Below are 26342 nucleotides of genomic sequence, written 5' to 3' on the forward strand. Positions count from 1 at the left end.
CCAGAATTTCTTAAGTTCGTTAATACTGTTAAACCTACTAAATCAATAAATTATGAAATTCAACAGAAAAGCCAGCGCCAACTGGAAAGGTCCGGGTAAAGACGGAAAAGGAACCCTTACCACGGCAAGTTCGGTACTAAACAATACGCAATATTCATTCAAAAGCCGGTTTGAAGAAGGAATCGGAACCAATCCGGAAGAATTAATCGGAGCCGCACATGCTGGTTGTTTTACCATGCAATTGAGTTTTCTGCTGGGTGAGGTCGGATATACCCCGGAAAACCTGGATACGGAGGCAGTTATTACCTTTGAAGACGGAAATATTACGCAAAGCCATCTTTCGCTTACGGGGACAGTGCCCGGTATCGGCAAGGAGGAATTCGACCAGATCGCTAAAAAAGCCAAAGAAATTTGTCCGATTTCCAAATTATTAAAAACCGAGATTACGCTCTCCACAGAGCTTTCCTGATTTTTAAATATTCTAGTACAAAGGGGCTTCGGCCCCTTTTTTTATGAATTTAAGTGAATTTAATACACGGGCGCCAAGGGCGGGTTACTACGCATATCTGCTGCCGATATATAAAAAATTAGGGGTGGGATTAAACCTTTACATGAAACAGACATCTAACCCTTCGAAACAACTTAAAAAGACATGAACAAGATATTGATTTCAAGTTTACTGATATGCTTCTTTCTCACCGGAACCGATGAGTTCGTTTCAACTGCCAGTGCTCAGACCGTAGCTAAGCGCGTAGAAAGACGCGTGGATCGTCGGGTGGACCGAAGATTTGACCGTCGTGTTGAACGCCGTGTGCATCGGCGTGTTTCAAGAAGAGCGCACGTTCGTTACGCAGGCCTTCCGGTTTACAGATCCACAGTAACCGTCCTTCCTTCAGGTGCGGTGCATGTCAAAGTCCGTGGAAATGCCTATCACTATCATAACGGAATATACTATCACGCGCATGGAAAATCATTTACCGTTGTACGCCCGGTTGCGGGTGTGCGGGTACGCGTTCTGCCGGCGAGGGCGATTGCCCTCTCACATATGGGAATCCGTTACCATTACTACTACGGAGCGTTTTACGTTCAGAAAGGTGACGAGTATGAGGTGGTAGACGCACCAGCCGGTGCGGTGGTGGATGCGTTGCCCGAAGGATATACTGTTAAGGTGATCGACGATGTAGAATATTATGAGCTTGATGGGGTGACCTATCGCGAGGTTGACGCCGAAGAATTTGAAGACGGGGTTGGATTCGAGGTTATATAAGCAAACCTGTTGATTGGGAAGGCCGTTGAAAGACGGCCTTTTTTTATATCCGGCCCAATCCCGATTAATGGAAGGGAAAGAATTCTATTTGAATTATTACTCATTGAGCATTGGTAATCGCTCGATGAAATTTTAATTTGAAGGCAGCCATTCGATGCACAAACAATGGGTAAAGTGAAAGAAAGATGTTATTATTGTATCAAAGTGAGACAATAGATACTACTTAATCGAATTCCAATGAAAACGCCCCTCTTATTCATCGCATTACTCCTCATGATAAACTCAGTTGTAACAAGCCAGGACAAAGATGCTTTTCCGGTTCAGGCAAAAGTGGAAAATGGCATTATTGAAGGTAATTACAATACAATCACCGGAATTCAGACCTATCTCGGTGTTCCTTTCGCCAAACCGCCTGTAGGAGATTTACGCTGGAAAGCCCCTCAGCCACTCGATAACTGGGAAGGGGTGAAGGAAACAAAGAAGTTCGGGCCGCGCCCGATGCAGACCATGGTTTTTGGTGACATGAAATCCCGTTCTAACGGGGTAAGTGAGGATTGCCTGTATCTGAATATCTGGACCCCGGCAACACGCAATACAAAGGACCTCCCCGTTCTTGTATACTTTTTTGGAGGAGGTAACGTAGCAGGAGATGCTTCGGAATATCGCTATGACGGAGAAAGTATGGCCAAAAAGGGAATCGTCGTGGTAACTACCAATTACCGTCTGAACATATTCGGTTTCTTCGCACATCCTGAATTAAGTGCGGAAGCACCCTATGGTTCATCAGGAAATTACGGCTTGCTCGATCAGCATGCGGCCTTGAAATGGGTACAGCAAAATATTGCCGCCTTTGGAGGAGACCCGTCCAAAGTAACGATCGCAGGTGAGTCTGCCGGTTCGATTGGTGTTAGTCAGCAAATGGCTTCCCCACTCTCCAAAGACCTGATTGCAGGGGCAATAGGTGAAAGCGGGGCCGGCATCAATCCTACCATGACAGCCATACCCCTGGCCGAAGCCGAAAAAATCGGTTTGGAATTTGCGACAAAGGCGGGTTATCCAACGGTTGCCGAACTTCGGAAACTGAGTACGCGCGATGTGTATGAAATTTATAATGAGTCGGGGAGGTTTGGTTTTCCGGCGGTAATCGACGGATATTTCCTCCCAAAATCGCTCCCTGAAATCTTTGAAAATAAGGAACAGGCCCAGGTTCCTCTGCTCGTTGGCTGGAATTCAGCTGAAATTCCCGGTATAGCGCTGATGCAGGGACAACCGTATACCGAGGAGAATTATATTGCCAAGGTAAAACAGTTATACCCTGAGGAATACCAGGAGGTTTTGAAACTCTACCCCCACAGCAGCACGAAGGAAATTGAATATTCAGCCACTGACCTGGCATCGGACCGTTTCATCGCCTACAGTACCTGGAAGTGGTTCGATCTGCATCGTGACAACAGCAATCAGCCCGTTTACCGGTATTTGTACAGTAAACTGAGACCTCCGCTGCGGGATAAGAACCTCGCATCCGGACTTGCCGGCGGTACGGTAAGAAGAGACTCAGACGCACCCCAGATGCCTGAACCGATTGGGGCACCCCATGCCTGTGAAATTGAATATTGCATGGGTAACCTGCATTTGGTTGAAGACTATGCGTGGACACCTGAGGACTTTAAGGTGAGTGAAACGATGCAGAATTACTTTGCCAATTTTATCAAGACCGGCAATCCGAATGGAGATGAATTACCTCAATGGGATGTGGCAAAGACCAATGACAAAACACCCCCGGTCATGGTGATTGATACAACAAGTAAGCAGATTTTGGCCGAAAATGATGCCAGATATCAGTTTCTCGATAAAGCATATGGCAACAAAGACTAGTTAAAAATTTCAAGTTTGGAGCATCCGGTCATTCTGATGTATTGGTAACATCGTTACTTTCCGGATGCTTCAATTATTTCATTTAGAAGGTTCATCGCCTCTCCATATTTTTCATCCAGTTGGCGGGCCGCATACAAGTTATCCTCCAGCACGTTTTCAAACTGTAAATTCTGAAGTAATTCCAGGTTATCTACAGAAAATTTTGAGGTATGACGTGCTTTGAAATGATCGATATTCACGGTGGAACCGCTTTCATACAGGACTTCCATGAGTGTGCGACCGGTTCCCTCCAGTAAAATATGCCACTCGAGCATATCCTCATACAGCCGTTCCCATTTATACAGAAGCAGTTTCAGTTCTTCATTCTTCAATGCCGACAATTTCCCGGCATTCTTAATATCATTCAGCACATAGGAGCTTGGATTCCAGGTGGGATTATCAATAGCATAAAACAACAAACTATCCATTTGCAGGTTCTCTGCAGAACCCGGAATGCCTCCGGTGAATTTCAATATGTTACTGGCAGCGGATATTTTAACAGTAAGACGAGCTTTGTCGATTTCCAGCTGCTTCAAATTATTCAGGAATTCATTTTTAAGATTTTCAGTAAGAGTCTGCAACGCGAGGGTTTCCTTCCTGCTCTCATTCCAGTTATTGATTTGAAGCGCTATTAAAATCCCGATTACAACCAGGAGGATCTCCCCCACAGCATACTTGATATATTGCCCGGTGCTTTTTTTATCCATAAGTGCGAAGCGTAGTTTTCTGAAGAAATTGAACATCATTCAAGCATCTGTTCCAAAAGTTCGAGCGTATTCTTAAAGTTTTCATATTCCTCCAATTGTTCTTTGGAATTATAAAAACGATTGTCGATCAGATTTTCAAAAAGCATGTATTGCAACACATTCAGATTATCATGTTCCGGAAATGCGGTATTTCCTGATTCATCACTGTACTCCGAAAATTCAGCATCCATTGTACGCCAGTTCAGGTGCTCATATAAAAAAGGAGTAAGGTTATTGTCAATATCCTCCGCATTGATTTCTTCCATGTGCTTTATTTCATCGACCAGTGTTTGCAGTCCGTACAGCAGCGTACGCAATGAATCTGAAGGTATCAATGCAATACTCCCTGTATTAAGTCCTTCATTCAATGTACTTAACTTCAGCTCAATCTGATTCTTGCCAATACATATGAAAAGCATGCTGTCCAGGGTTCGTGATTGACGTTTTGAAGCATCCGTATTGAACATATCAAGTATCGCTACAGTGCTGCCGATCTGGTCTTTCTCCCTGTCAATCTCCCGGTTTGTGGCTTCAATATTATAGCGGACTTCTTTAAGCAGCCGGTCCATAAATCTTTCCGATTCTATCCGGTTATTCTTTTCATTGTTCCAGTTATTAATTTGAAGTGCCAGTAAGATACCGATGACCACCAGGATTATTTCGCCAACGGCATATTTGAGATATTGCCCGATTTTATTTTTCTCCATAAGCTTATAGCGAATCCTTCCTAAGAATTTAATCATATGACCTTCCTGTGGTTAATCCGTTTTTATTAATCCGGCCGGTGGGGATGATTCCTAAATGTAGTATTTTTTTTGAAACAGAGTAAGGCTGGGGTTCATAACACTGTATCCTGTATCCCGTATCCTCGTACTGTAAAGTATCCCGTATCCTGTTTGCTCATACTGTAAAGGTATCCTGTATGTTGTTACTGGCCCGCTTCAATGAAGCCCTAATTTCAATGCAGCAATCTAAATAAAAAAGCCCTCCTTCGCTGCGTTGCAGCTTCGGAGGGCGGAGTCGGCGATCCAAGGGGGGGGAGGTTCCCTGAAGCTAAGGTCACGTCACAAGGGACAATGAGGAGTCTTTTATGGTGGTTGAACTAGATATACAAATAACACAATATGGATTTAGGAACTTGTATTCATCAATTCATCATTTCTCAAGAAATCCGATTGGTAGTCACAACCAAATTGGTAATTACTACAGCCATAAAAGCCCCATTTTTTGCCTTTTGTATATCCTGATCTCAGGATTAAATCCCCTTTTTTGCATCTCGGACATCTCTTGTTTATATCCTGCTTTGATCCTTCAATTTCCGTGATGAATTTTGACTTCAACATTTTATCTGCAATCAGATAGACTTTTTTCTTAGCTCTAGTCAGTGCAACATAGAAGAGACGTCTTTCCTCACCATTCTCGTATTGATCAGACTTACTCAATAGCAGATTCAAAATAGAATCATCAGCCCGCTCTGAAGGAAACCCCCACTTACCACTATTACAATTCAAAACAATTACATAATCCGCTTGAAGTCCCTTAGACTTATGTATTGACATAAATTGTGCATTTAGTTCTTTATAGTTAATTGTCCCATTCCTTACGTTTACCTTTATTCTATAGTCCTGCATTATTGAACCAATTTCATGATTATACCTACCTAATATCAAAATGCTAGGTTTATCACCTGCCATTCTTGACATTATCTCTTCAAAGACTTGAATTAATACATCGACTACATTCGATTCATTTGAATACTTAATCTCAAAATCCGTCTCTATAGAAATATTGAAGCACTTTAATTGCTTTTTGCTCTGATTAGGATTCTTCTGAATGAAACTACTGGAAAGATTTAAGACAGGGTTAGAGAATCGATAAGTGGTTTCAATCCTTAATATTTTAGAGTGGCCAAAGTATTTATCAAAGTGGCTAAACAATGAAATATCACTGCCGCTAAATCTATAGATTGATTGCCAATCATCACCTACACAGAAAAGTCGAGTGTTCCTATTTTGTTCTTTGATGGCTTTAACCAATTTATATCTGCCAAAGGAGATGTCTTGGAATTCATCAATGACTATGTAGCGGAAATTTGTCTTATATCGTCCTTCCTCCAAATATGTCGTGGCAAGATTAATCATGTCACTGAAGTCGATCTCTTCATGTTCTCTAAGATACTGTTGGTATCGATTATATATTGGTTCAATCAGATTAAGAAATAATTCATTTCGTCGTCTGGCTGATTTAGTAGCAAGCTTCTTGTTCTTACTCCGTAGTGATTCAAAACTGTTGTTATTAGATTTTAATAGAGCAATAAAGGTTTGGATTACTTCAAGAACCCCCTCAATCTCATCTTCTGAGCATGCTTGAATTATTTCCCACTTTTCGGCTGTGGAAAGCGGTTTCATTACTAAGCTATGCTCTTCTAGCTTTCGTGTTAACTCTTCATATACAATTCCTTCTTGAAACTCATGACTGTAAGTCTCAATCAATACAGTTTTGTTCTTCTCGTGTTCTTCTCGTGCAAACTTTATTTTATCACCATACGCTTGTTTAGCCTCTTCATACGACTGCCCTTCTTTTGCAAAATGCTTTGGCACATCTCCTTCACGAGATATGCCTAAATGCTCTAAATACAATACCTTTTCCTCTTGAACTATCGTAAAATCTGGTTTGTACTGTTGGTGTTTTTTTGTTGCTGTAACAAACTTATATGGTTTTTCATATTCATAATCTATCCCATTAAAAAGAAGGAAGTTAGCGATACGCGCCTCTTCAGAGCTTTTTACTCGCTCCCCTCTAGCTGTCCTGAGATCATCGCCTACTGGAATTTTATACGTAAGTGTTGAATCACTTTTCGCCTCATCAATATACTCTTCAAAGGTTTCAATATCCATTTCTGATTTTGGTTCCCTAAGGAAGTCAGCAAAGAAGTCAACAAGCAATTCTAGATAACCACTATCTTTCAATTGATCAGTAAATACTTGGCGAATAATTCTAGGGAAAGACCTCTCATCGAAGATTGAGGGTTTTTTACCAGTTACTTCCGTGACCACATCTAACCCAAATTTGTGAAATGTCTTTGCTTGGATTCCTTTGAGATTGACCCTGTTCGCTAGATCATTAGTTGATTTAGTGGTAAAGCTGATTAACAGTATTTCATTTGGTAGAATGTCAAACCTTTGATTTAGATACTTTATTTTTCCTACAATACAACTGGTTTTACCAGAACCAGCTCCTGCAATAACAAGATTATTATCCTCATCATAGACTATGGTATTTCTTTGTTGCGGGTCGAGACTTCTTCCTTCTACATCATCAAAAATCTCAGAGTATTCCTTTAATTCATTTTCAATATATTTTTCATTTCTTTCTTCACGAATTGATTCGACATTTAAGTAAGAATCTCGAAACTTCTCGACAACTCGAAAACGCTCGATAGATACATCCACTTGTTTCAGGTTTATCCTTTTAAGCTCCGAGAATAGCTGCTTATTACTTTCTTTCCATTTGGACATTTCAGTGAAAGAAAAATAACCATGCCCAAAGGTGAGATAGCCTTCAAGAGAATCATTTGCACTTATAGCGTGGGTCAAGCGAGATAAGAGTAATTCCGTACGTCTTTTGCGGTATTCAACTCTGTTTATATATCTGTGTCGAATGTAAAGTACTCCACCAGATAGTAAAGCGATCACAGTTAAATATGTGAGCAGTTCAAGCATTGGTTATTGCTTAGCAGTTTTACTAAAACACTATGGATAATCCCTGCATTTTGTAGGTGTTTAGGTTATCGATCGGGCAACTGAATCCCAGTATTTTTAGCAAAATTATTTTTGATAATCGATTTTATTCTATTTAGAATCATTTCTATTTCACCAGAGAATTCTAAATAAAAAAAGCCCTCCTTCGCTGCGATGCAGCTTCGGAGGGCGGAGTCGGGATGACTGGATTCGAACCAGCGGCCCCCACGTCCCTAACGTGGTGCGCTAACCGGACTGCGCCACATCCCGTAAACGGACTGCAATATTAAGAACTTTTCACCAATAGAATAACACTCGGATCAAATTTTAAGCATGTATCGGACTGAAATCATTTCTCTAGACGGAAACTTACAATGCAGTAAACCCAAAAAGGCAAATCCACCGAACACTGCCTCCGGTCATGTAAATTCAGTGGGATTCTGGTGCATCCTCTGTAATTTTGACCTGGTTTATTTATCCGGCATAATTAATTGGGAATTCGCTTGTCAAAAGATTTATATAGAAAATATTTCCTCGTACTGATACTTTTCATCAGTCAGCTTTTAAATGCGGCTTCCGCTCAAATGCTGATTACCATCAAAGACAGCGAAACAGGTATCCCCCTTGAGGGTGTGGTAATTTTCGCCCCGGATTCCCGGTATTATTCTATTTCAGACGGCCACGGACAGGCACTGATCAACCTGCCCTCGGAGGAAACCGAAGTAGCTTTTCGCCTGATCGGATATGAACAACAAATAATTACCACCCAGGAACTCAGACTTGCAGGATTTACTGTCATGCTGAAACCATCCCGCCTCGCCCTGGAGCAAGTTGTTATTTCCGCCACACGATGGAACCAGACCACTTCCAATATTCCGCAGAAAGTCACCTCTCTTGCCTCAAAGGATTTGCAGCTTCAGAATCCTCAAACCGCTGCAGATATGCTGGGCACCTCCGGAGAGGTATTCATTCAGAAAAGTCAGCAAGGCGGAGGAAGCCCGATGATACGCGGGTTTTCTGCGAACCGGCTTCTCTATGCTGTAGACGGCATCCGGATGAATACTGCCATTTTCCGTAGTGGAAATCTGCAAAATGTCATATCGCTGGATGCGCTGGCAATGGAATCAACTGAAATACTTTTCGGGCCGGGATCGGTTATGTACGGCAGCGATGCCATCGGCGCGGTAATGAGTTTCAGGACACGCGAGGCGCGATATGCAGTGGATAGCAAAACCCTTGTTTCCGGAAATGTCATGACGCGCTACGCATCGGCCAACCAGGAAAAAACAATTCACGGCCACCTGAATGCTGGAAGGAAGAAATGGGCCTCGATCACCAGCTTTACCTTTACCGATTTCGATGACCTGCGCATGGGTGCTCACGGTCCGGATTCCTATCTCCGCCCGTTCTTTGTCGAACGCAGGGGCAACGAGGATATCGTGGTGGATAACCCGGAGCCTCGTCTTCAGACACCCAGCGGATATCATCAAACCAACCTGATGCAAAAATTCCGTTTCAAACCTTCAGAAAACTGGGACATTCAATACGCCTTCCACTTTTCCCGGCTGTCGGAATATGACCGCTATGACCGTCTTATCGAAACACGAAATGGCCTGCCCAGAAGTGCGGAATGGAAATACGGACCACAGAAATGGGATCTCCATCAGCTCCGGTTTGTTAACCGGCGAAACTCCGGGATTTATGATCAGATGGTGGCGCAAATCTATTTTCAGCGCTTCGAAGAAAGTAGAATTAACAGGAATTTCAATGACGAAATAAGGAATACGCGTACAGAAAATGTGGATGCCTGGGGCGCTAATATCGACTATTCCAAACACCTGAATAATGGATCGATTATTAATTACGGAGTAGAATTTGTACTCAATAATGTTACTTCTTCCGGGATGGGACAGAATATTGAAAATGGGTCGGAATTCACCGTTTCATCCCGCTATCCGGATTCCAGATGGATCTCACTGGCAGCCTATGCACTACTTCAGCATGACCTCACTCCCACCCTGAATCTTCAGACCGGCCTCCGGTTTAACCAGTTTAAACTGGAATCAGATTTTTCCAATAATTCGGAATTCATTCCGCTGCCATTTTCCGAATCAACGCTGAACAACGGTTCCTTAACGGGAAGTGCCGGACTGGCATATCAACCAACTTCTTCATTTACCCTGAGGGGCAATTTATCGACCGGATTCCGGGCCCCGAATGTGGATGATATCGGTAAAATATTTGACTCTGAACCGGGGTCGGTGGTTGTACCAAACCCGAATCTGAAACCTGAATATGCCTACAATGCTGAAATAGGTGCCTCAAAAGTTTTCGGGGATTTTCTGAAGCTGGATTTCACAGCGTTCTATACGTACCTCGACAACGCAATGGTGAGACGTGATTTCCAACTGAATGGCCAGGATTCGATTGAATATGACGGAACTCTCAGCCAGGTGCAGGCGGTTCAGAATGCCGCCAGCGCACGTGTTTACGGATTTCAGGCTGGGTTTGAAATAAAACTGTTGCAAAATATTTCCATTTCAACACAATTGAATTACCAGAAGGGTGAAGAAGAACTTGAAGATGGAAGCACAAGTCCGTCGCGTCATGCCGCTCCGTTTTTCGGAATTTCCAGGATAACCTATCAGCGGGGATTGATGGAAATTCAACTTTATTCAACCTATGCCGGAACGAGAGGATTCAACAACATGCCGGAGGAAGAAATTGGCAAGCCCTACCTCTACGCTGAGGACCAGGATGGAAATCCATATGCACCGGGATGGTACACACTCAACCTGAAGGGTCTTTTTAATATCTCCAGCCGAATCATATGTACGGGCGGAATTGAAAACATTACCAATCAGCGATACCGGCCCTACAGTTCGGGAATGGCAGGAGCCGGAATTAATTTTATTGCCAGCTTCTCGTACAGGTTTTAGCATGACAGCCGGCAAGCAATTTCACATGGCAAACCACTAGTATCTGTATACATATTGTCTTTGTGAACCTCATTGCGTAATTTCATGGTTCACCCAACAATCAAATCATGAAATTAAAGTCTTTTCTATTAGCATTCCTTGTAATGGCTGCTTCAACCATTATAGCGCAGGATCTGAAGATCACTGTGGAACCTGAAGCTCCTAAAATGAAAGTCGGAGAATCTGTCCAGCTCAAGGCAAAAGTTGTCGATAAAGATAACAAGCCTGTAAGCGGAAGAACCCTGGCATATTACTCCTTTGATGCCCGGTCGGTTGAAGTGGATTCTACCGGAAAAATAATGGCACACGCCCCCGGAAATCACCGGATCATTGTGGTGAGTCCCAGTGAAGATGGAAATTTCCTAAGAACAGATCTGGATATCGTTGTTGATTATCCACCCATTGCCAAGATTGTGATAGAAGAGATTCCGGATAAAATTTATGCAGGAACTACATTCCCGGCAAAAGTTACGGTAATGGATGCCATGGATATGAAAAGGGAAGATGTGGAAGTAAAGCTTACCTCCTCCAATACATCCGTTGCAAATCCGGATGCATTTGCCAATATCTATGCCTCGACCCCGGGCAAAGCCGTAATCACTGCACAGGTAAATGATATTACCAGCACTGTGAACATTCAGGTGGTTGAAAATCCTGTAGCGAAAATTGAACTTAGCTCAGCGATGGACCAGGCACGTACTGGTGACGTGTTTCACTTCAATGCCAAAGCCATCGACAAAAAAGGAGCCACGGTAAGTGATGCTCCTGTAACCTACACATTTGCGGGAGTTGCGGACGACGTGAGTTCCAGTGCATCAGGACTCATTAAAAATGATGGCAGATTTGTTGCCAATGAACCCGGCATCTATACCATCACCGCCACTTCTGGTCCGTATGCGGCACAGAAAACAGTAAAGATTCTTCCAAGAAATGTTCAGCGCAAAATTGACCTGGTTGGTCATGGAACGGTTGATACCAAGCATACTTCAGACTTATGGGTTTGGGAAGGTGTTGATGGACGTGACTATGCAGTAACCGGAACATGGGGTGCTGATGGCACTGCGTACTTCTGGGACGTTACTGATCCTGCCAATATAACCAAGGTCGATAGCGTGCAGGTGGATGCCCGAACTGTCAATGATGTAAAGATCTCGGAAGACGGAAAAATATGTATCATCAGTCGTGAAGGTGCCTCGAACCGGAAAAATGGCATTGTCATCATCGATGTTACTAATCCGAAAGATGTGAGTATCATATCCACATTTACAGAAAATCTGACCGGCGGTGTTCATAACCTGTTCATTTATCAGAATCATGTCTTTGCCCTCAGCAACGGTGAAAAATACTACATTATCAATATTGAAGATCCCACAAAGCCTTATATCGTAAGCAAATTTGAACTGGATACGCCGGGTCATGCCATTCATGATGTTTGGGTGGAAAATGGTATCGCCTACAGCTCAAACTGGTCTGATGGTGTGTATATGGTGGATGTAGGAAATGGCATTGCAGGAGGTTCATTTGAAAACCCCGTGGCCTTTGGTCATTACGAATATCCAAGCGGTGCACACCATGCTACCTTTCCGTTCCACAGCCAGTCGACCGATAAGTTTTACGCGATTCTTGGGGATGAGATTTTCCCGTATGGTCTGGATGTGAACAGCGATAACGTCGCGGGAGGATTTCTTCATTTCGTGGATTTCACGGATATTGACAACCCTGACGAAATTGCCCGTTATGAAGTCCCCGGTGCCGGATCCCATAATTATTGGGTGGACGGAGATCTGCTGTATGTTGCCTATTACAATGGTGGTGTTCGTGTAGTGGATATCAGTGGCGAACTGATGGGTGACCTCTACAACCAGGGCCGTGAAATTGCCTGGATCCTACCATCAGATCCGAATGGTTATATCCCGAATGCTCCCTTCACATGGGGTGCACAGCTGCATAAAGGTCATGTGTTCTATTCCGACTGGAATAGTGGATTATGGGCTGCAAAACTTGAGCCAGAGAAACCAAAAGACGTGAACGTCGAAACCAAATAAACAACCATGAAAAGTAAAGGAATTGTAACCCTGTTATTTACCCTCGCTGCAATATTGCAGCTCCAGGCGCAGGATTACTACGTGTATGTTGCGGCAGAATCAGAGGATGAAGTAGCACTGGTCAAATTTGACGGTCAAACCGCCGAAACAGTAAAGCGAATTCCTGTTGGTATCTGGCCTGCTGAAAATGAGGGCCCGCACGGGATTACTGTGAGCCCCGATGGAAAGTATTGGTACCTGAGCCTGGCGCACGGAAATCCTTACGGAACGCTTTATAAGTTTTCTACGGAGACGAATGAAGTAGTGGGTGAGACAAAGCTGGGTATCTTCCCGGCATCCATGCAAATAAGTCCGGCAACTGGTCTGCTGTACTGTGTGAATTTTAATTTGCACGGCGATATGGTGCCCAGTTCGGTATCAGTGGTGGATCCTGTTACAATGACAGAGCTCAAGAAGATTACTACGGGCACTATGCCGCATGGATCACGCATTTCGCCGGATGGCATGAAGCATTATTCAGTGGCGATGATGTCGGGAGAACTGTTCGAAATCAATACTGTCAGCCTTGAAGTATCACGGGTATTGGACCTTGATAAAGCGGCTGAAGACTACGACATGAAATCAATGGACCATAGCAAAATGGATCACGCAAACATGGACCACAGTAAAATGGATCATGCCGCTATGGGCCATGAAGGCATGAAGCATTCCAAAATAAAGCCAACCTGGGTGATCCCGGCTCCGTCAGGAGATAAGGTGTATGTCGCTGCCAATGGAAATGAAGAAGTCCTTGAGGTAGATTTGAAAACCTGGTCGGTATCCAAACGTTTTCCAACCGGAAAGGGCCCGTACAATGTTGAGATATCTCCCAATGGTAAATACATGGTTGTCACGTATAAGTCAGACGCCATGACAGGGATCTGGGACCTGGAAACCGGGAAGGAGCTGGCAAGACTTCCAAATACACAAAAAGTTAGTCATGGAATTGCGATGTCACCCGATAACCGTTACGCATTTGTATCTGTTGAGGGGATCGGCGATGATCCCGGCGCGGTCGATGTTTTTGACCTGAAGGAATTGAAACTTGTCTCAACCGCACACCTGGGAAAACAGGCAGGCGGTATTGCCTTCTGGAAAATTGAGAACCAGATGTAATCAGTACAACGGCCGGTAAACAAATTGTATTGCCGGCCGTTTTTATGAATCAAATATATGTTTAAACATGAAAGAGATTAAATCTGTATATCGCGCCGTACCAGCTCATATGGGTGATCTGACCACCTTCCGTGCAATGCCTACCCAGAAAATCCAGCACCTGGACCCCTTTCTATTCCTTAATCACCACGGTCCTCAGACCTACAAACCGCATAACAACGGTTTACCTTTCGGGCCACACCCTCATCGCGGGTTTGAAACATTAACGTTCATCTTCGACGGGGATATCGTTCATTGGGATTCCAGTGGTTTCAAAAGTGTGATTCATGAGGGCGGCGTACAATGGATGACTGCCGGAAGCGGGCTTATACATTCAGAACAATCGTCAAAAGAATTTACAGAGAAGGGGGGTCCACTGGAAATAATCCAGCTTTGGATGAACCTGCCGTCTTCACTCAAAATGACACCTCCCGATTATAAGGGATTTGAAAAGGACAAGTTGATCCATATTGAGCGGGATGATTACACCATTCACCTGATTTCCGGGACGGTTGAGGGCATCACAGGCCCGATGGATTCACCAACGAACCTGACCATGATGACCGTAGACATTCATGAAGGGGGTGACTTTGAAATTGCTATCCCCGAAGGTCATGAAACTCTTTTCTATGTTGTTCGCGGAGAGGTAGTTGTGAATGGGGATGGCGCGCGTAAACTTGATCTTGTCACGTTTGATCGCAATGATGGGATCATTCGTGTTCATGCAGAAGAAGAGAGCAAGTTAATTATTGGACATGGGCTTCCGTTAAATGAACCTATCGTAGCATACGGACCTTTTGTAATGAACAGTGAACAGGAGATTCAGCAGGCATTTAAGGATTATGAAGCAGGGAAATTAGGTACCTGGAGTTAGTATCATGCATGTTTTTCTAAGCTATGAACTCAGATGGTTCGCCCGCAATCCGATCGGTCAGATTGAATACTGGTTTAGTGAACACTCGGCAAAATTAACAGGCCACTGGGACAGAACGGATGAATATTTAAAAACCAACAGTCCTCAATTTTCAGTCAAAGTAAGAGAAGGACGGCTTGAATTTAAATTGCGGGGTGAACAGGGAATAAATCCGCTTGCTGCACTCCCGGGGAATGCCTGCTTCTGGAAAAAATGGAGCTACGAACTGCTTCAGTTGCCCCCGGCAGGCTTATTCCCGGAAAAAACAGATGTCATTGAAATTCAGAAAGAACGAATATTACGGTATACATCGGCCGATACGAACGATGTAACGTCATCCCTTCCTCCCGGATCTGCAGGCTGTCAGATTGAATATTCCAGGATCTCTATTGGGAAAAATATTTATTACTCATTCGGGCTGGAAGCTTTCGGACCTGGTAAGGAGCAAATGATACATGAATTGCAACATGCGGCAAATGTATTAATAAATGAAATACCTGATTTAACGGTAACGGATTTGGATAATGCCGATTATCCTGAAAAATTAGCTGCACTTTAGTAATTTCAGGGAATATTAATCCCTGAAACAGCATGACATTTGAGAATAATCCCATTGCACCTGAGGAATTGCCGGAGATTCAGGATGCGGTTTTTCATGATCATCCGGTTCGCTTCCGGAAAAAGAAACTGATCATCCGGCTCATCGTTTTCGTCATTTTGCTTGCAGGACCGGTCGCATTGATTTTTACTGGCAACATGTTGGTTGTGATTCTTTCATTCGTTGCGTGGACTTTGCTCTTCTCTTTTTCGGTTTTAATTGTGTTCAAGGAATTTCCAAAACGTGCCTATGCTTTACGTGAAAAAGACATCACATATCGGAAAGGCTGGATTTTTCATTCTGTTACCTCGGTTCCATTCAATCGCATCCAACACAGTGAAATTGATCAGGGGCCACTTGACAGGGCTTTTTCGCTCGCCTCCTTAAATCTGTATACTGCGGGGGGTTCGGGTTCAGATCTTACCATCCCCGGTCTTCCCTATGAAGAAGCCGTTCGATTGCGTGAATATGTTGCCAGAAAAACTGCCGCAGATGAATAAACAGATTGATTTCACGAAACCGCAGCGGCAAAGTCTCCTGGGGGTAGTTGTCTATTTTTTGAAGAATGGCCGCGCCATGGTGAGTATTTTAATCGCCCTTTTCGTTGTTTCCGGGAAATTCGAATACGGATCACTTTACCTTCTGCTTGCATTGATTGTGCTCACGCTCCTGGTATTGACCATTTCCTACCTGCAGTATAAAAATTTTACATTTCAGATCAGGGATGACGAACTCATCATCCATATGGGCGTGATTTTCAAAGAGAAGCGGATCATTCCTTTCGATCGAATCCAGTCGGTGCATATTCATCAGAATTTCATTCAGCAAATTTTACAGGTTGTAGGGCTGAAGATTGATTCTGCAGGATCACAGAAGAAAGAACTGGAAATCTCCGCGCTGGATTCTGCAACGGCCAGGGCTTTTCAGAAAGTTCTTGAAGCAGAAAAGGCCGGGGAGGAAAGCCAGGTGACCGAAGAAACTATTCTGGACGAAACCAGAATAGAACTCATGCGTCTGAGCATTTCAGACCTTTTTAAGGTGGGTTTCACTGAAAACCATTTAAAAAGCGGTCTTCTTGCCATAGCTGTTGTGGTTGGTTACTTCAATCAATATTCACAGTATTTTGAGGATTACCTCGAGGAATATGTAAGTACGGATATCAAGGATTATTTACCGGAAATTATTCGGATGGGAACCATCATGGTTCTCGGCGGAGTGCTCGTTTTTATTGTGGTTTCAATTATTATTTCATTGGTTAGAACAGTGCTTCGCTTTTTTGAATTCAGGGCGTGGCTAGACAAAAATATCATCGGAATTTCCTCCGGCCTGCTGAAAAAGAATGAATTCAGAATACCCGTAAAAAAAGTACAATACCTGGTTTGGCATTCCAATCCATTGCGCAAATTGCTGGGATTTGAAAGTGTCCAGATTAAACAGGCGCAGAGTGCGAAGGAAGTTAAAAAACAGATTATTGAAATCCCCGCATGCTACAGAAATCATTCTGATGCCCTTGAAAATCTGGTGTTCGGATCAACAATTCAAGAGGGTAAAACGATCATTCGCCCCAACATTGTTCCCTATGTTTTAATTTCTACATATGTGAGCATTCTGTTGGTGGGCGGACTGATTGGATGGATGTATTTGCTCAGAGGGACATTGGAATATTCATTCATGCTCGCAGCCCCGGCCATCATATTTTTAACTTTCATGTACGCCCGAAGTATTTCTGTGGATATTCAGGAAGAACTGCTCATCATCCGGAAAGGCTGGATTTTTCCAAGCCGATTCATTTTGCCGTACCATAAGGCACAGTCAATGGCGATTCATCAGAGTATTTTTCTTAAAAGAAGAAAGCTTTCGAATTGCCGCTTCTATACGGCTTCCGGAACCGTAGGGATACGCTACCTTCCTGAACCGATCACGTCATTCATTCATGATTATACGCTCTATAAAACAGAAACTTACCAAGGTTCCTGGATGTGATCAGTCCTTGAGTGCATCCTCCAATGGAGGCAGACTGTAAGAGTCAAAAATACTTGGCTGAGCCATCATGGCTTCGATTTCCTTAGTAGAGCGCGGAGCAAAGGCAGTAAGCAGCTCGTACCCGTCTTCGGTGATCAGTACATCATCTTCAATTCGTACAGCAATGCCCCACCATTTGGGATCACACGGACTATTCTCGGGGATATAAATTCCGGGTTCAACGGTGAGTACCATGTCTTTCTCAAAGGTGGTGTAGTTCCCGCGGTCGTGCACGTCTAATCCGATGTGGTGGCTTACACCGTGCGGAAAATAGCGGCCCACTTCAGACGCATCCGCAATGATACCAAGTTTGATAAGTCCGTCTGCAATCACCTGACGGCTGATGGTGGTTGTTTCACGAATGGTTTCACCGGGTTTACATATCTTAAAGGATTCTTCCTGCGCCTGGTAGACCAGGTCATAAATGGCTTTTTGTTCAGGTGTAAATTTTCCATTCGCCGGAATTGTACGGGTAACATCGGCAGTATAACCATGGTATTCCGCTCCAAGGTCCATTAGTACAAGTTCATCCCCCACTTTCAATTTATCGTTCTTTATGTAATGGAGTACACATCCGTTATGACCAGCACCTACGATACTTGGGTACCCTTCATATTCAGACCCGTATTTCTTAAAGACATATTCCTGTATTCCCTGGATTTCAGTTTCCGACATTCCCGGGTGCATTGCCTTCATAACTTCAACCTGTCCCATACAGGAGATGTAAACAGCCTTGCGCAAAAGATCAATTTCCTGGGGTTCCTTAATTTCCCGCAGATCAGTCATAATTTGCTGGATTTTTTGAGTATTGAAATTATTTGGGGACGGAAGGATATTCCCTGCAACTATTTCCTGTTCCAGAGAACCCTCAGCCTTGATGAAATTTTGGATAATCTCATTTTGCTGAAGCAATGGAATCTGTTCAGACATCTGGGCCAGGCGCTTCTTATATGCTTCGCGCTCTCCAGGCTCAAGATTTCGGATCTCTTCGTAAATCCCTGCTATCATCGAATTATAATCCTGCGGAATTCCAGCCTTTGCCTTAAACTGATTCATGAGATCATACAAATCACCGCTGGCATAAATTTCATCCCTCACATCATTTTTAAAGTCGAAGAAAAGAACACTGTCGAATTCCTGAAAAGGAATCTGCAAGGCCTTGAATTCTGTGTTTTCATAGGCCACCTTAAATCCTAATTTCTCTTTAGCACCCTCAACACCCAGACGCGGACCGTTATAGAGTTCCTGGCGGGCATGATGGGGCTGAACAAAAAGAATTTCCTGTGTGCCCTGAAAGGGTTCTGAGAAAAGAAGCAGGACAGAATGCGGCTCGGGGTTACCGGTGAGATAATAGAAGTCAGGATCCTGATGATAAATATATTCAACATCATTAGCCCTGTTGCGAACCGGATTCGAGAAAATGACAGCTACACTGTTCGATGGCATCCTGTTGATAACTTCCAGCCGTTTCTTTTTGTGAAATTCGATATCGAGCTGATCGGCCGGATAATCCTGGCTCACAGACAAACCCCAACTTAAAACCAGGATTAGTATAAATATTTTGCGCATAGTTTCTTAATTTGAATAATAAAAATAGTTAGACTTTTCGAGAAGCATAAACCGTTCATCAATTCATTCGAAAGGTAATTAATCTGCGAATTTTAGATGCAATCTATCAGGGTACTTATTTTCCTTTTGATATGTTCTTTTTTGAAGATCAGCAATCTCAATGCTCAGGACAAAGCAGACACCCTCAAAAAGATTGATATTGAATATACCAGTAAGGGATTTCAATTCAAAACGAAGGATAATAAATACAAACTTCAGATTCAGTCTCGTCTACAATTCCGTTTCTCCACACCGGGAGATCAGGACCCTGTCGACTTTGACGATTTTAACAGGGATCCACAAACCACTTTCAAGATCAACAGAGCCCGGTTAAAAATCGGGGGAAATGCATTTGAGCCCTGGCTGGGCTATTATTTCGAATATGAACTTGCCCAAAACAATTTACTTGATTTCAGAATTATGATCGAAAAGTGGTCTTTTTTCAAAATAAAGGTTGGGCAATGGAAGATTGATTATAGCAGGGAACGTTCCATTTCTTCAGGACAACAGCAAATGGTGGATCGCTCGATCGTGAACAGACCCTTTACCCTCGACCGGCAGCAGGGAATCGCTTTCTATGGAAGGCTGAATGAAGGAAAGATTTCAGATTTCAATTACTGGATCTCTATTCTTACCGGCAATGGCAGGGGAACCGTGAATAATGACGATAAGCACCTGATGTATGCAGGGCGTATTCAATGGAATTTCCTTGGCCGGGAGCTTGGATATACCAACAGTGATTTAAACAGGAGGAGCAAGCCGGTGGGTCTTGTAGCCTTGGCCGGCGCCACAAATATCAGTCAGTACACCCGATTTTCCTCATCCGGTGGTGGGTCACTGGAAGGATACGAGGATGGGATTCCGGGTCAATATGAGGTCAACCAGTGGATGTTTGAAACCGCGTTTATGTACAGGGGATTCTCCTGGTCTCAGGAGTTCCATCATAAATACATCGAGGATAGAATAAATGGTGGCAATAACTCTTTGATCGGAAATTATGTGATGATCGGATACTTTCTCAACCCATTGATTCATTTTATCCCAAAAGGAACAGAAGTCGCATTTAGGCATGCGTTTTATGATCCGAATACTTCACTGGAGCAGGTCAGGGGACATGAATTTGGATTTGCGATCAACCACTTTTTCAATGAGCACAGAAATAAGCTCACGATGGAATTCACGCGTTTTATTTATGACGACAATTCTTCAGATAATCCCGAAGACTTCCGTTTCAGAATACAATGGGATATATCACTTTAGTCGACAGTAAGAGCCTGGTAAATTACGGGAACAATCCGTTGTGAAAGATCCCAATCTGGGGTTGGCCAGATATTCCGCATGATCACAACGGTGACATTGTTCGCAGGATCCACCCAAAAATGTGAGGCATACATACCCGACCAGCCATAAGCGCCTTCGGGCATCCCATAGGCCCGAAATGCAGCACGTGTAAATATGCCAAAGCCCAGGCCAAACCTGCTTTCCATTTCCCCGTCACCCCACATCAGGTGATCACCGATCTGATTGGTATGCATCATACGAACGGTTTGAGGTGCCAGGATCCATGTATCCCCTGCTTTTCCTTCCTGCAAGAGCATTCGGGCAAATTTCATGTAATCCTCTGCGGTTGAAGACAAACCCGCACCTCCCGAAAAATACTCACCGGAATAAAGGGGATAGTCCCTGTGAAACGTCATTTTCAAATTAATCAGGGAATCCTGTTCGGCGAGTTTGTCATCATATTTATACAATGGAACCAATCTTGATTTATGACTTTCAGGCAAATAAAAGTAGGTGTCTTTCATACCCAGTGGATCGAAGATTCGCTCTTTAATAAAAGCATCAAGCGGTTGCCCACTCACCACCTCCACAAAATAGCCGAGTACGTCGGTGTTCAGTCCGTATAAAAACACACTCCCAGGATCATTCATAAGGGGAAGTTTTGCCAGTTTTGGTATCATTTCCGATAGCGGGCTATATGGTGTTCCAATACCACCATTGATACGGTTCTTGTAGTATATGGCATTTTGCCTGCTGTCACCGATCTGGGCATACCCCAACCCGGAACTATGGGAAAGAAGGTCCCGAACGGTAATCTCCCTGGAGGCCGGACGTACGGTGTAGGTCGTATCATTTTCATTATAGGTATCAACGACTGTGGGGTTGGTAAATTCCGGAATGAACTTACTAACAGGGTCATCAAGTGAAAATAAACCTTCTTCATACAGAATCATCGCTGCGACGCTAATGACAGGCTTTGTCATGGATGCAATCCTGAAAATTGCATCCTCGCTCATGGCCTCCCGCGAATCAACATTTCTATACCCGAAAGTTTTTTCATAAACGCGTCGACCGTCCTTTTCAATAAGTACAACGGCCCCGTTTAACCGGCCATTGTCGACGTAGGATTGTACGAATTTATCAATTCGTTCGAGACGCGCCGCTTTGTCCTGAGCCATGCCACTGACGCTCAATAATGCGATCAACGCAATGATGAAAATAGGTGTAATTCGATTCATGGAAGGAATATACAAACCTCCTGTATGTCTTACAATTATTCCGACTTTATAGAGTCTACCGGATTAGCCCTTGCCGATCGATACGTCTGAAAAAATATCATGGAAAAGGCAATAAATACAGCTATGAACGCTCCCAAAATGAATGGCCAGATATTCAAATCCACCCTGTATGCAAAGTTTTCAAACCATTTCTGCATAATGAAATAGGACAGCGGACCGGCAAGCAAAATTGCAATCAGGATCAAGCGGGCGAAATCCTTCATCAGCAACATCAATATATCCGGAATGCTTGCGCCAAGTACTTTTCTTATTCCAATCTCACGCGATTTTTTCACAGCAAGGAATGAAATAAGTCCGATCAAACCCAGCGAAGCAAGAACAATAGCAAGGCCGGAAAATATACCGATCATCTTTCCAAACTTCAATTCAGCCTGGTAAAGTCCAGAGTATTGCTGATTAAGAAACGTGTATGCAAAGGGCTGGTCCGGGGCAACATCCGACCAGATATTTCCAAGCCCGGCCAGGGCAGATTGTACATCTTCTGTTTTAACCTTCACAAAAACCTTACTGAACTGATCTTCCATGAACAGAACGACAGGCTGAATTTCCTCCTGAAGTCCCGCAATATGAAAATCCTTCGCAATTCCTCTCACAAACCCGCTTCGGCCATTCAGAAGAACAGGTGTCCCGACGACCTCCTCTCCGGGCGAGAAAAATTCCTCTGCTGCCTTCTGGTTCAGAATAAAGCTGTAAACAGTGTCCTCCAATATTTCCCAATCACCTTTATTGAAAGTACGACCATTATTGATTTCAATGTCCAGAGTTTCCAGGTAGTGTTCATCCACTGCAATGGCCTTCACCAGCAAATATTCATCCTGAGCCATCGATGGAGTATGTATTGAATATCCTCCCATAACCGATACAGGTGATTCAGAACCCCTGGCCACTGATTCCACGCCGGGGACATTCCGAAACTGATTAGCAACATAGTCGAAGTTGGCGGACAAGGCCCGGTTATTTGATAGCATCAAAACCTCCTCCTTGTTGTATCCTAAATTCTTATCCTGAATATAGGTAAGCTGGCGGTTTATAAGAAGAGTGCTGGTAATCAGAGCAACAGTAATCACAAACTGTACAACAACGAGGGTTCTTCGCAGGCTTGCACCCTGATTGGTTGTGATGGCAGTGGCCCGCAGTACTTTTTCAGGCTGAAATCCTGATAGAACGAGCGCCGGGTAGGTTCCGGATAAAAATCCGATAAGCAATACAATTCCCAGTAACCAGTACGGAAGCTGTTGGGCAAAAATCAGATCGAATGTGTATTGAAAACCTACCAGATCGCTGAAAACGGGCAGGAGGAAGTAAATCAATCCGATTGCCATACCTGCTGAGAAAATAACAAATGCATAGGATTCACTTAAAAACTGAAGGATCAGCTGCGACCTGACAGCCCCCATCACTTTCCTGACGCCAACTTCACGTGCACGTTCAGTTGCACGTGCGGTTGCCAGATTCATATAATTGATACAGGCAATGAGCAGGATCAACAGCCCTACGGCAGCAAAGATGTAAATGGAACTATAGCTTCCACCTGGCTCAAGACCGGTTTGCGGTGCGGCTTTCAAATGAATATCCTGCAGCGGAAATACATTTACAGATACAAAATTGCTTTCATCCATTTGGGCTCCAAAATCCTGCCGAATACGATCATTGATCCGCTGTGTCAGGAATTCAGGATCACTTCCCGGAAAGAGCTTTGCATACATGGCATAGTTTGCACTTCCCCAGGTAAGGCGATCCGGAGCAGATTGCGGATGAGACAAAAATGGCACAAACATGGAAGCATGAAAATGACTTGCAGGCGGCATGTCCCTATAGACAGCCGCAATTTCATAATCCATGCCATCCATTTTGAAGGAACTTCCAAGCGGCCTGTCATTTCCGAATAGACGAATCGCTGCAGATTCAGATATCATCGCCTGGTCCGGACGAAGCAGTGCCGATCTGTTTCCCGAGATTACCTCTATGTCAAACACATCCAGCAGAGAACTGTCACCATAGTACAGGTTAGCTTCTGCATGAGATTCACCATCAATAATTATAACAGGATCACGAAAACCCCCGGGCTTGAAGAGCAATGTGGAATTTTCAACGGCAGGCTCCTGTAACAGTGCCGGCAACAATGCTGTTGGAGCCACTCCTGATTCATATTTTTCGCCATTGGATGTGAAATCGAGACTGGTACGGTATATCCTGTCCGATGCCGAGTGATAAGCATCATAACTCAATTCCTGCTGTACCCAGATAAGGATCAGAAAGAATGCCGCCAGGCCGATACTTAGTCCGAGAATATTGATTACAGAATAGAGGAATTTTTTACGAAAATTCCGAAGCGTGATAAGCAGGTAATTTCGAAGCATGTTGTTGTTATTTAATGGCTACTGCAAGCCGGATATTATGAGACCTTATCTCGAATTGCAGTGAATTGAGTTTTTGCGAAACAGGATCAAACCTAGTCCATCCCTATAGACTACGGTGCCGATGTATCCTTTGTTACAGATACATTAACTTTATCCAGACCTGTATTCCCTGTTTTTGCATTATATGCATACACGATGACCTCATACATACCATCCACAGTAATGGGAATTTTACCCTCGAAGGTATTTGTTGATTTAAGAATTAATGGAATAACCTTTTTTAGTCCGTCTTCCTGGTAGACCATTGCCTTCACCTCGATGTCATTACTATCCCATAACCCTCCTTCACTTATCGGGCACCCGCACATCATTACAACATGCGCGCTCACGGTAACATTTGTGTTTGCTGCAGTGGTTGAAAGAGACTGATGCATCTGCGGCGCGATAATGCTTACTACCATTCCCGGAATTTCAAGAATGATCCCATCTCCTTCTATATGTTTTCCAGGCACCACCCAGATCTGGGTAGTAGCAAGTGCGCGGGCCTGCCGGTCATTCACGGGCGCCAGGACCTCAATGGTCACGAAAACAGGCTTTTCAATATCCAGTGTGGCAAGGTATCCGGCCGTTTCATCATTGGCAAGAATGCCATTTCTGGCATGTGGTTGCCGCATGATGACATCCGTATTACCGGTACTCCCGGAGGTATAGCCATCTGCTAAAAGCCGTCCGCTCAGAAAATCGGTGATGCGCACATAGGCACCTCCCATGGAAGTACCGATGAATTTGGCATCACGTGCTTTTGCCCGCACCATAATGCGGGTAGGAACAGCCATAAGTTCAGCGCCAAGAAATAGAATGAATATGAGCGTAAATAAGCGTTTAGAGACAACCATGACTTTTTTTCTATCAAGATACAAGATTGCGGCACGAAACGCAACAGGTCAGTTTTTCCTGAATTCAAGTGACAGTCCGTACATACTTTCCGGCTCTATGATATCCAGGATGTAGGTATAGGAACCGACAAAATATTTCGTTTCCCCCACATAATCAATCGGCTGGATGACATAGGTTTTATCACCTGCAACAACCTTTACATAGGCATACCTGTACACATATTGAAAGGTGATATAATCTGAAGTTGACCCTGGGGCCAACACGCCATAATCATGCTCCCCTCCCCCGGTATTCACATAGACCTGATCAAACTTAACCGGTGAATGATTGGAAACGCGCAGACGTACAATTCCCGGCTCCCCGGGAGCATCGTCATCGTTGCAGGAGGTAAGTGCAAGCAGTACTGCCAGCAGGAGTGAAAAATTCAGCAGATATTTCATACGCTTCAAGACACACTTTTTAATCCGATGGTTTGAATCCAAAATTGGATTTGAACGTCCCATTCTGGGAAAAATTCATCATATCAAGGCCCATAAACAGCTTTTTCGAAGGAATTTAGGTTTTGGCACGGAGTCTGCAAATATCTTCCGAAACAAACACTAAGCGTTATGAACAGCAGGGAAATAACCGTATTTAAGATGATTACCGCAGTAATCTATATCGTCCTGTTTACAATGATCGTTGTGTCATTGATCCTCTGAACTATTTATCTTTATTTTTCTTCAGGGATTTAAAGAACTGCGCCCAGTTAAATGGGTTCAGCAGGGGGTTCGGGCGTGGACCGAAACGGTCGCCCTGGTAGGCTGCCCAGTTGTTAAGATACCATCGGGCATTTTGAGCACCATCCATAGGGGTCGTTTCAATCATTAATGCCAGCAATTCGGCACTCATGTTCTCTTCGGCAATATTTCTGCGTTCTGGCAGATTTAAAGCCAGAACCGCTTCTTTCAAGACCTCCTCCGTCGGGAATGGCATAATAGTAACCTCTCTAAGGTAGGTTGTATCACTCACCATTTCAACGATGATCGTGAGGCTTTGTTTGTCTATGTTGGGTATCTTATAGTATTGCTTTTCGTAACCAATAGTACTGATTACCACTTCATCGCCGGGAAGCACCGGCATTGAAAAATAACCCAGATTATTAGATGTGGTTCCCCTTCCAGCCTTGGGCACATAAATATGCACGCCGGGCAATCCACGCGTAGTATCCTCCTCACTCAGAATAATACCCGATAACTGAATAACGTGACGCTCACCCTGCCCAAATGCCTTGGGGCCCGAGATCAATATCACTGTTAAGAGCACTGAAAAGAGGCCAAACAGCCGTCCAATATGATGGATTTTATTCAAGTGATTTTGTCAAATTTCTTCGAAGTTATCAATTGAACGGTAATTTTCCACACTTTGTTCCGTGTTATTTACCGATTCATTGTTCCGCTTATCTATTATCAAAGGTCAGGCCAACAATTGCGTATCCGGTT

Annotated in this window: 20 protein-coding genes and 1 tRNA gene; 11 read left to right on the forward strand and 10 right to left on the reverse strand. The window is 43.8% G+C overall.

Annotated features, from left to right (window positions below; translation table 11 throughout):
- The first annotated feature begins 52 nt into the window (after positions 1–52).
- The 3 genes from LDX50_RS04170 to LDX50_RS04180 all read left to right on the forward strand — a co-directional run bounded on the left by LDX50_RS04170 (position 53) and on the right by LDX50_RS04180 (position 3142).
- Positions 53–469, forward strand: a complete 417-nt coding sequence (locus LDX50_RS04170) for an OsmC family protein (protein ID WP_225697152.1) — start codon at positions 53–55, stop codon at positions 467–469.
- A 183-nt stretch (positions 470–652) separates the two neighbouring features.
- Complete coding sequence (locus tag LDX50_RS04175) at positions 653–1267, forward strand: DUF6515 family protein (RefSeq protein WP_225697153.1); 615 nt, start codon at positions 653–655, stop codon at positions 1265–1267.
- 237 nt (positions 1268–1504) lie between these two features.
- Positions 1505–3142: a carboxylesterase/lipase family protein gene (locus LDX50_RS04180; protein WP_225697154.1), complete on the forward strand. Its 1638-nt coding sequence runs from the start codon at positions 1505–1507 to the stop codon at positions 3140–3142.
- Between the two features lie 53 nt (positions 3143–3195).
- On the opposite strand, the gene LDX50_RS04185 is transcribed toward LDX50_RS04180, so the two are convergent.
- The 4 genes from LDX50_RS04185 to LDX50_RS04200 form a co-directional block, all read right to left on the reverse strand.
- Complete coding sequence (locus LDX50_RS04185) at positions 3196–3888, reverse strand: DUF6090 family protein (RefSeq protein ID WP_225697155.1); 693 nt, start codon at positions 3886–3888, stop codon at positions 3196–3198.
- A gap of 35 nt (positions 3889–3923) precedes the next feature.
- Positions 3924–4670 carry a DUF6090 family protein gene (locus LDX50_RS04190; RefSeq protein WP_225697156.1) on the reverse strand — a complete coding sequence of 249 codons (747 nt, stop codon included), beginning with the start codon at positions 4668–4670 and terminating at the stop codon, positions 3924–3926.
- 387 nt (positions 4671–5057) lie between these two features.
- Entirely contained in the window at positions 5058–7649 is a 2592-nt protein-coding gene (locus tag LDX50_RS04195) for a UvrD-helicase domain-containing protein (protein ID WP_225697157.1), read from the reverse strand.
- A 213-nt stretch (positions 7650–7862) separates the two neighbouring features.
- A tRNA-Pro gene (locus LDX50_RS04200) sits at positions 7863–7937 on the reverse strand.
- A gap of 233 nt (positions 7938–8170) precedes the next feature.
- Between LDX50_RS04200 and LDX50_RS04205 the strand changes: the two genes are divergently transcribed.
- The 7 genes from LDX50_RS04205 (at position 8171) to LDX50_RS04235 (ending at position 17378) form a co-directional block, all read left to right on the forward strand.
- Entirely contained in the window at positions 8171–10606 is a 2436-nt protein-coding gene (locus tag LDX50_RS04205) for a TonB-dependent receptor (protein WP_225697158.1), read from the forward strand.
- 107 nt (positions 10607–10713) lie between these two features.
- The gene (locus LDX50_RS04210) at positions 10714–12690 is read left to right on the forward strand and encodes an Ig-like domain-containing protein (protein WP_225697159.1); all 1977 of its coding nucleotides are present in this window, start codon (positions 10714–10716) and stop codon (positions 12688–12690) included.
- Between the two features lie 6 nt (positions 12691–12696).
- Complete coding sequence (locus LDX50_RS04215; RefSeq protein ID WP_225697160.1) at positions 12697–13845, forward strand: YncE family protein; 1149 nt, start codon at positions 12697–12699, stop codon at positions 13843–13845.
- Between the two features lie 67 nt (positions 13846–13912).
- A complete protein-coding gene (locus LDX50_RS04220; RefSeq protein ID WP_225697161.1) occupies positions 13913–14758 on the forward strand; it encodes a pirin family protein in 846 nt (281 codons plus the stop codon).
- Positions 14759–14762: 4 nt separating this feature from the next.
- A complete protein-coding gene (locus LDX50_RS04225) occupies positions 14763–15356 on the forward strand; it encodes a hypothetical protein (RefSeq protein WP_225697162.1) in 594 nt (197 codons plus the stop codon).
- A 32-nt stretch (positions 15357–15388) separates the two neighbouring features.
- On the forward strand, positions 15389–15895 hold the full coding sequence (locus LDX50_RS04230; RefSeq protein WP_225697163.1) for a PH domain-containing protein: 507 nt from the start codon (positions 15389–15391) through the stop codon (positions 15893–15895).
- Positions 15888–17378 carry a PH domain-containing protein gene (locus tag LDX50_RS04235; RefSeq protein WP_225697164.1) on the forward strand — a complete coding sequence of 497 codons (1491 nt, stop codon included), beginning with the start codon at positions 15888–15890 and terminating at the stop codon, positions 17376–17378. Before LDX50_RS04230 ends, LDX50_RS04235 begins: the two co-directional genes overlap by 8 nt.
- Here the strand turns inward: LDX50_RS04235 and LDX50_RS04240 are convergent, their stop codons facing one another.
- The gene (locus tag LDX50_RS04240) at positions 17379–18986 is read right to left on the reverse strand and encodes an aminopeptidase P family protein (RefSeq protein WP_225697165.1); all 1608 of its coding nucleotides are present in this window, start codon (positions 18984–18986) and stop codon (positions 17379–17381) included.
- Positions 18987–19127: 141 nt separating this feature from the next.
- On the opposite strand from LDX50_RS04240, the gene LDX50_RS04245 reads away from it, so the two are divergent.
- Positions 19128–20285, forward strand: coding sequence for a porin (locus LDX50_RS04245; protein ID WP_225697166.1), 1158 nt, complete (start codon positions 19128–19130; stop codon positions 20283–20285).
- On the opposite strand, the gene LDX50_RS04250 is transcribed toward LDX50_RS04245, so the two are convergent.
- From LDX50_RS04250 to LDX50_RS04270, 5 genes are all read right to left on the reverse strand, one after another.
- Positions 20282–21544 (reverse strand): serine hydrolase domain-containing protein, encoded by a 1263-nt coding sequence (locus LDX50_RS04250; RefSeq protein ID WP_225697167.1) that lies wholly within the window; start codon positions 21542–21544, stop codon positions 20282–20284. The two genes, LDX50_RS04245 and LDX50_RS04250, sit on opposite strands and share 4 nt — an antisense overlap.
- A gap of 35 nt (positions 21545–21579) precedes the next feature.
- Positions 21580–23964, reverse strand: coding sequence for an ABC transporter permease (locus LDX50_RS04255; protein ID WP_225697168.1), 2385 nt, complete (start codon positions 23962–23964; stop codon positions 21580–21582).
- A 110-nt stretch (positions 23965–24074) separates the two neighbouring features.
- Complete coding sequence (locus tag LDX50_RS04260) at positions 24075–24860, reverse strand: hypothetical protein (protein ID WP_225697169.1); 786 nt, start codon at positions 24858–24860, stop codon at positions 24075–24077.
- Between the two features lie 48 nt (positions 24861–24908).
- Positions 24909–25310 carry a hypothetical protein gene (locus LDX50_RS04265; protein ID WP_225697170.1) on the reverse strand — a complete coding sequence of 134 codons (402 nt, stop codon included), beginning with the start codon at positions 25308–25310 and terminating at the stop codon, positions 24909–24911.
- A gap of 253 nt (positions 25311–25563) precedes the next feature.
- Positions 25564–26211: a carboxypeptidase-like regulatory domain-containing protein gene (locus tag LDX50_RS04270; protein ID WP_225697171.1), complete on the reverse strand. Its 648-nt coding sequence runs from the start codon at positions 26209–26211 to the stop codon at positions 25564–25566.
- Positions 26212–26342: the final 131 nt, after the last annotated feature.

It is taken from the genome of Fulvivirga sedimenti (assembly GCF_020328055.1).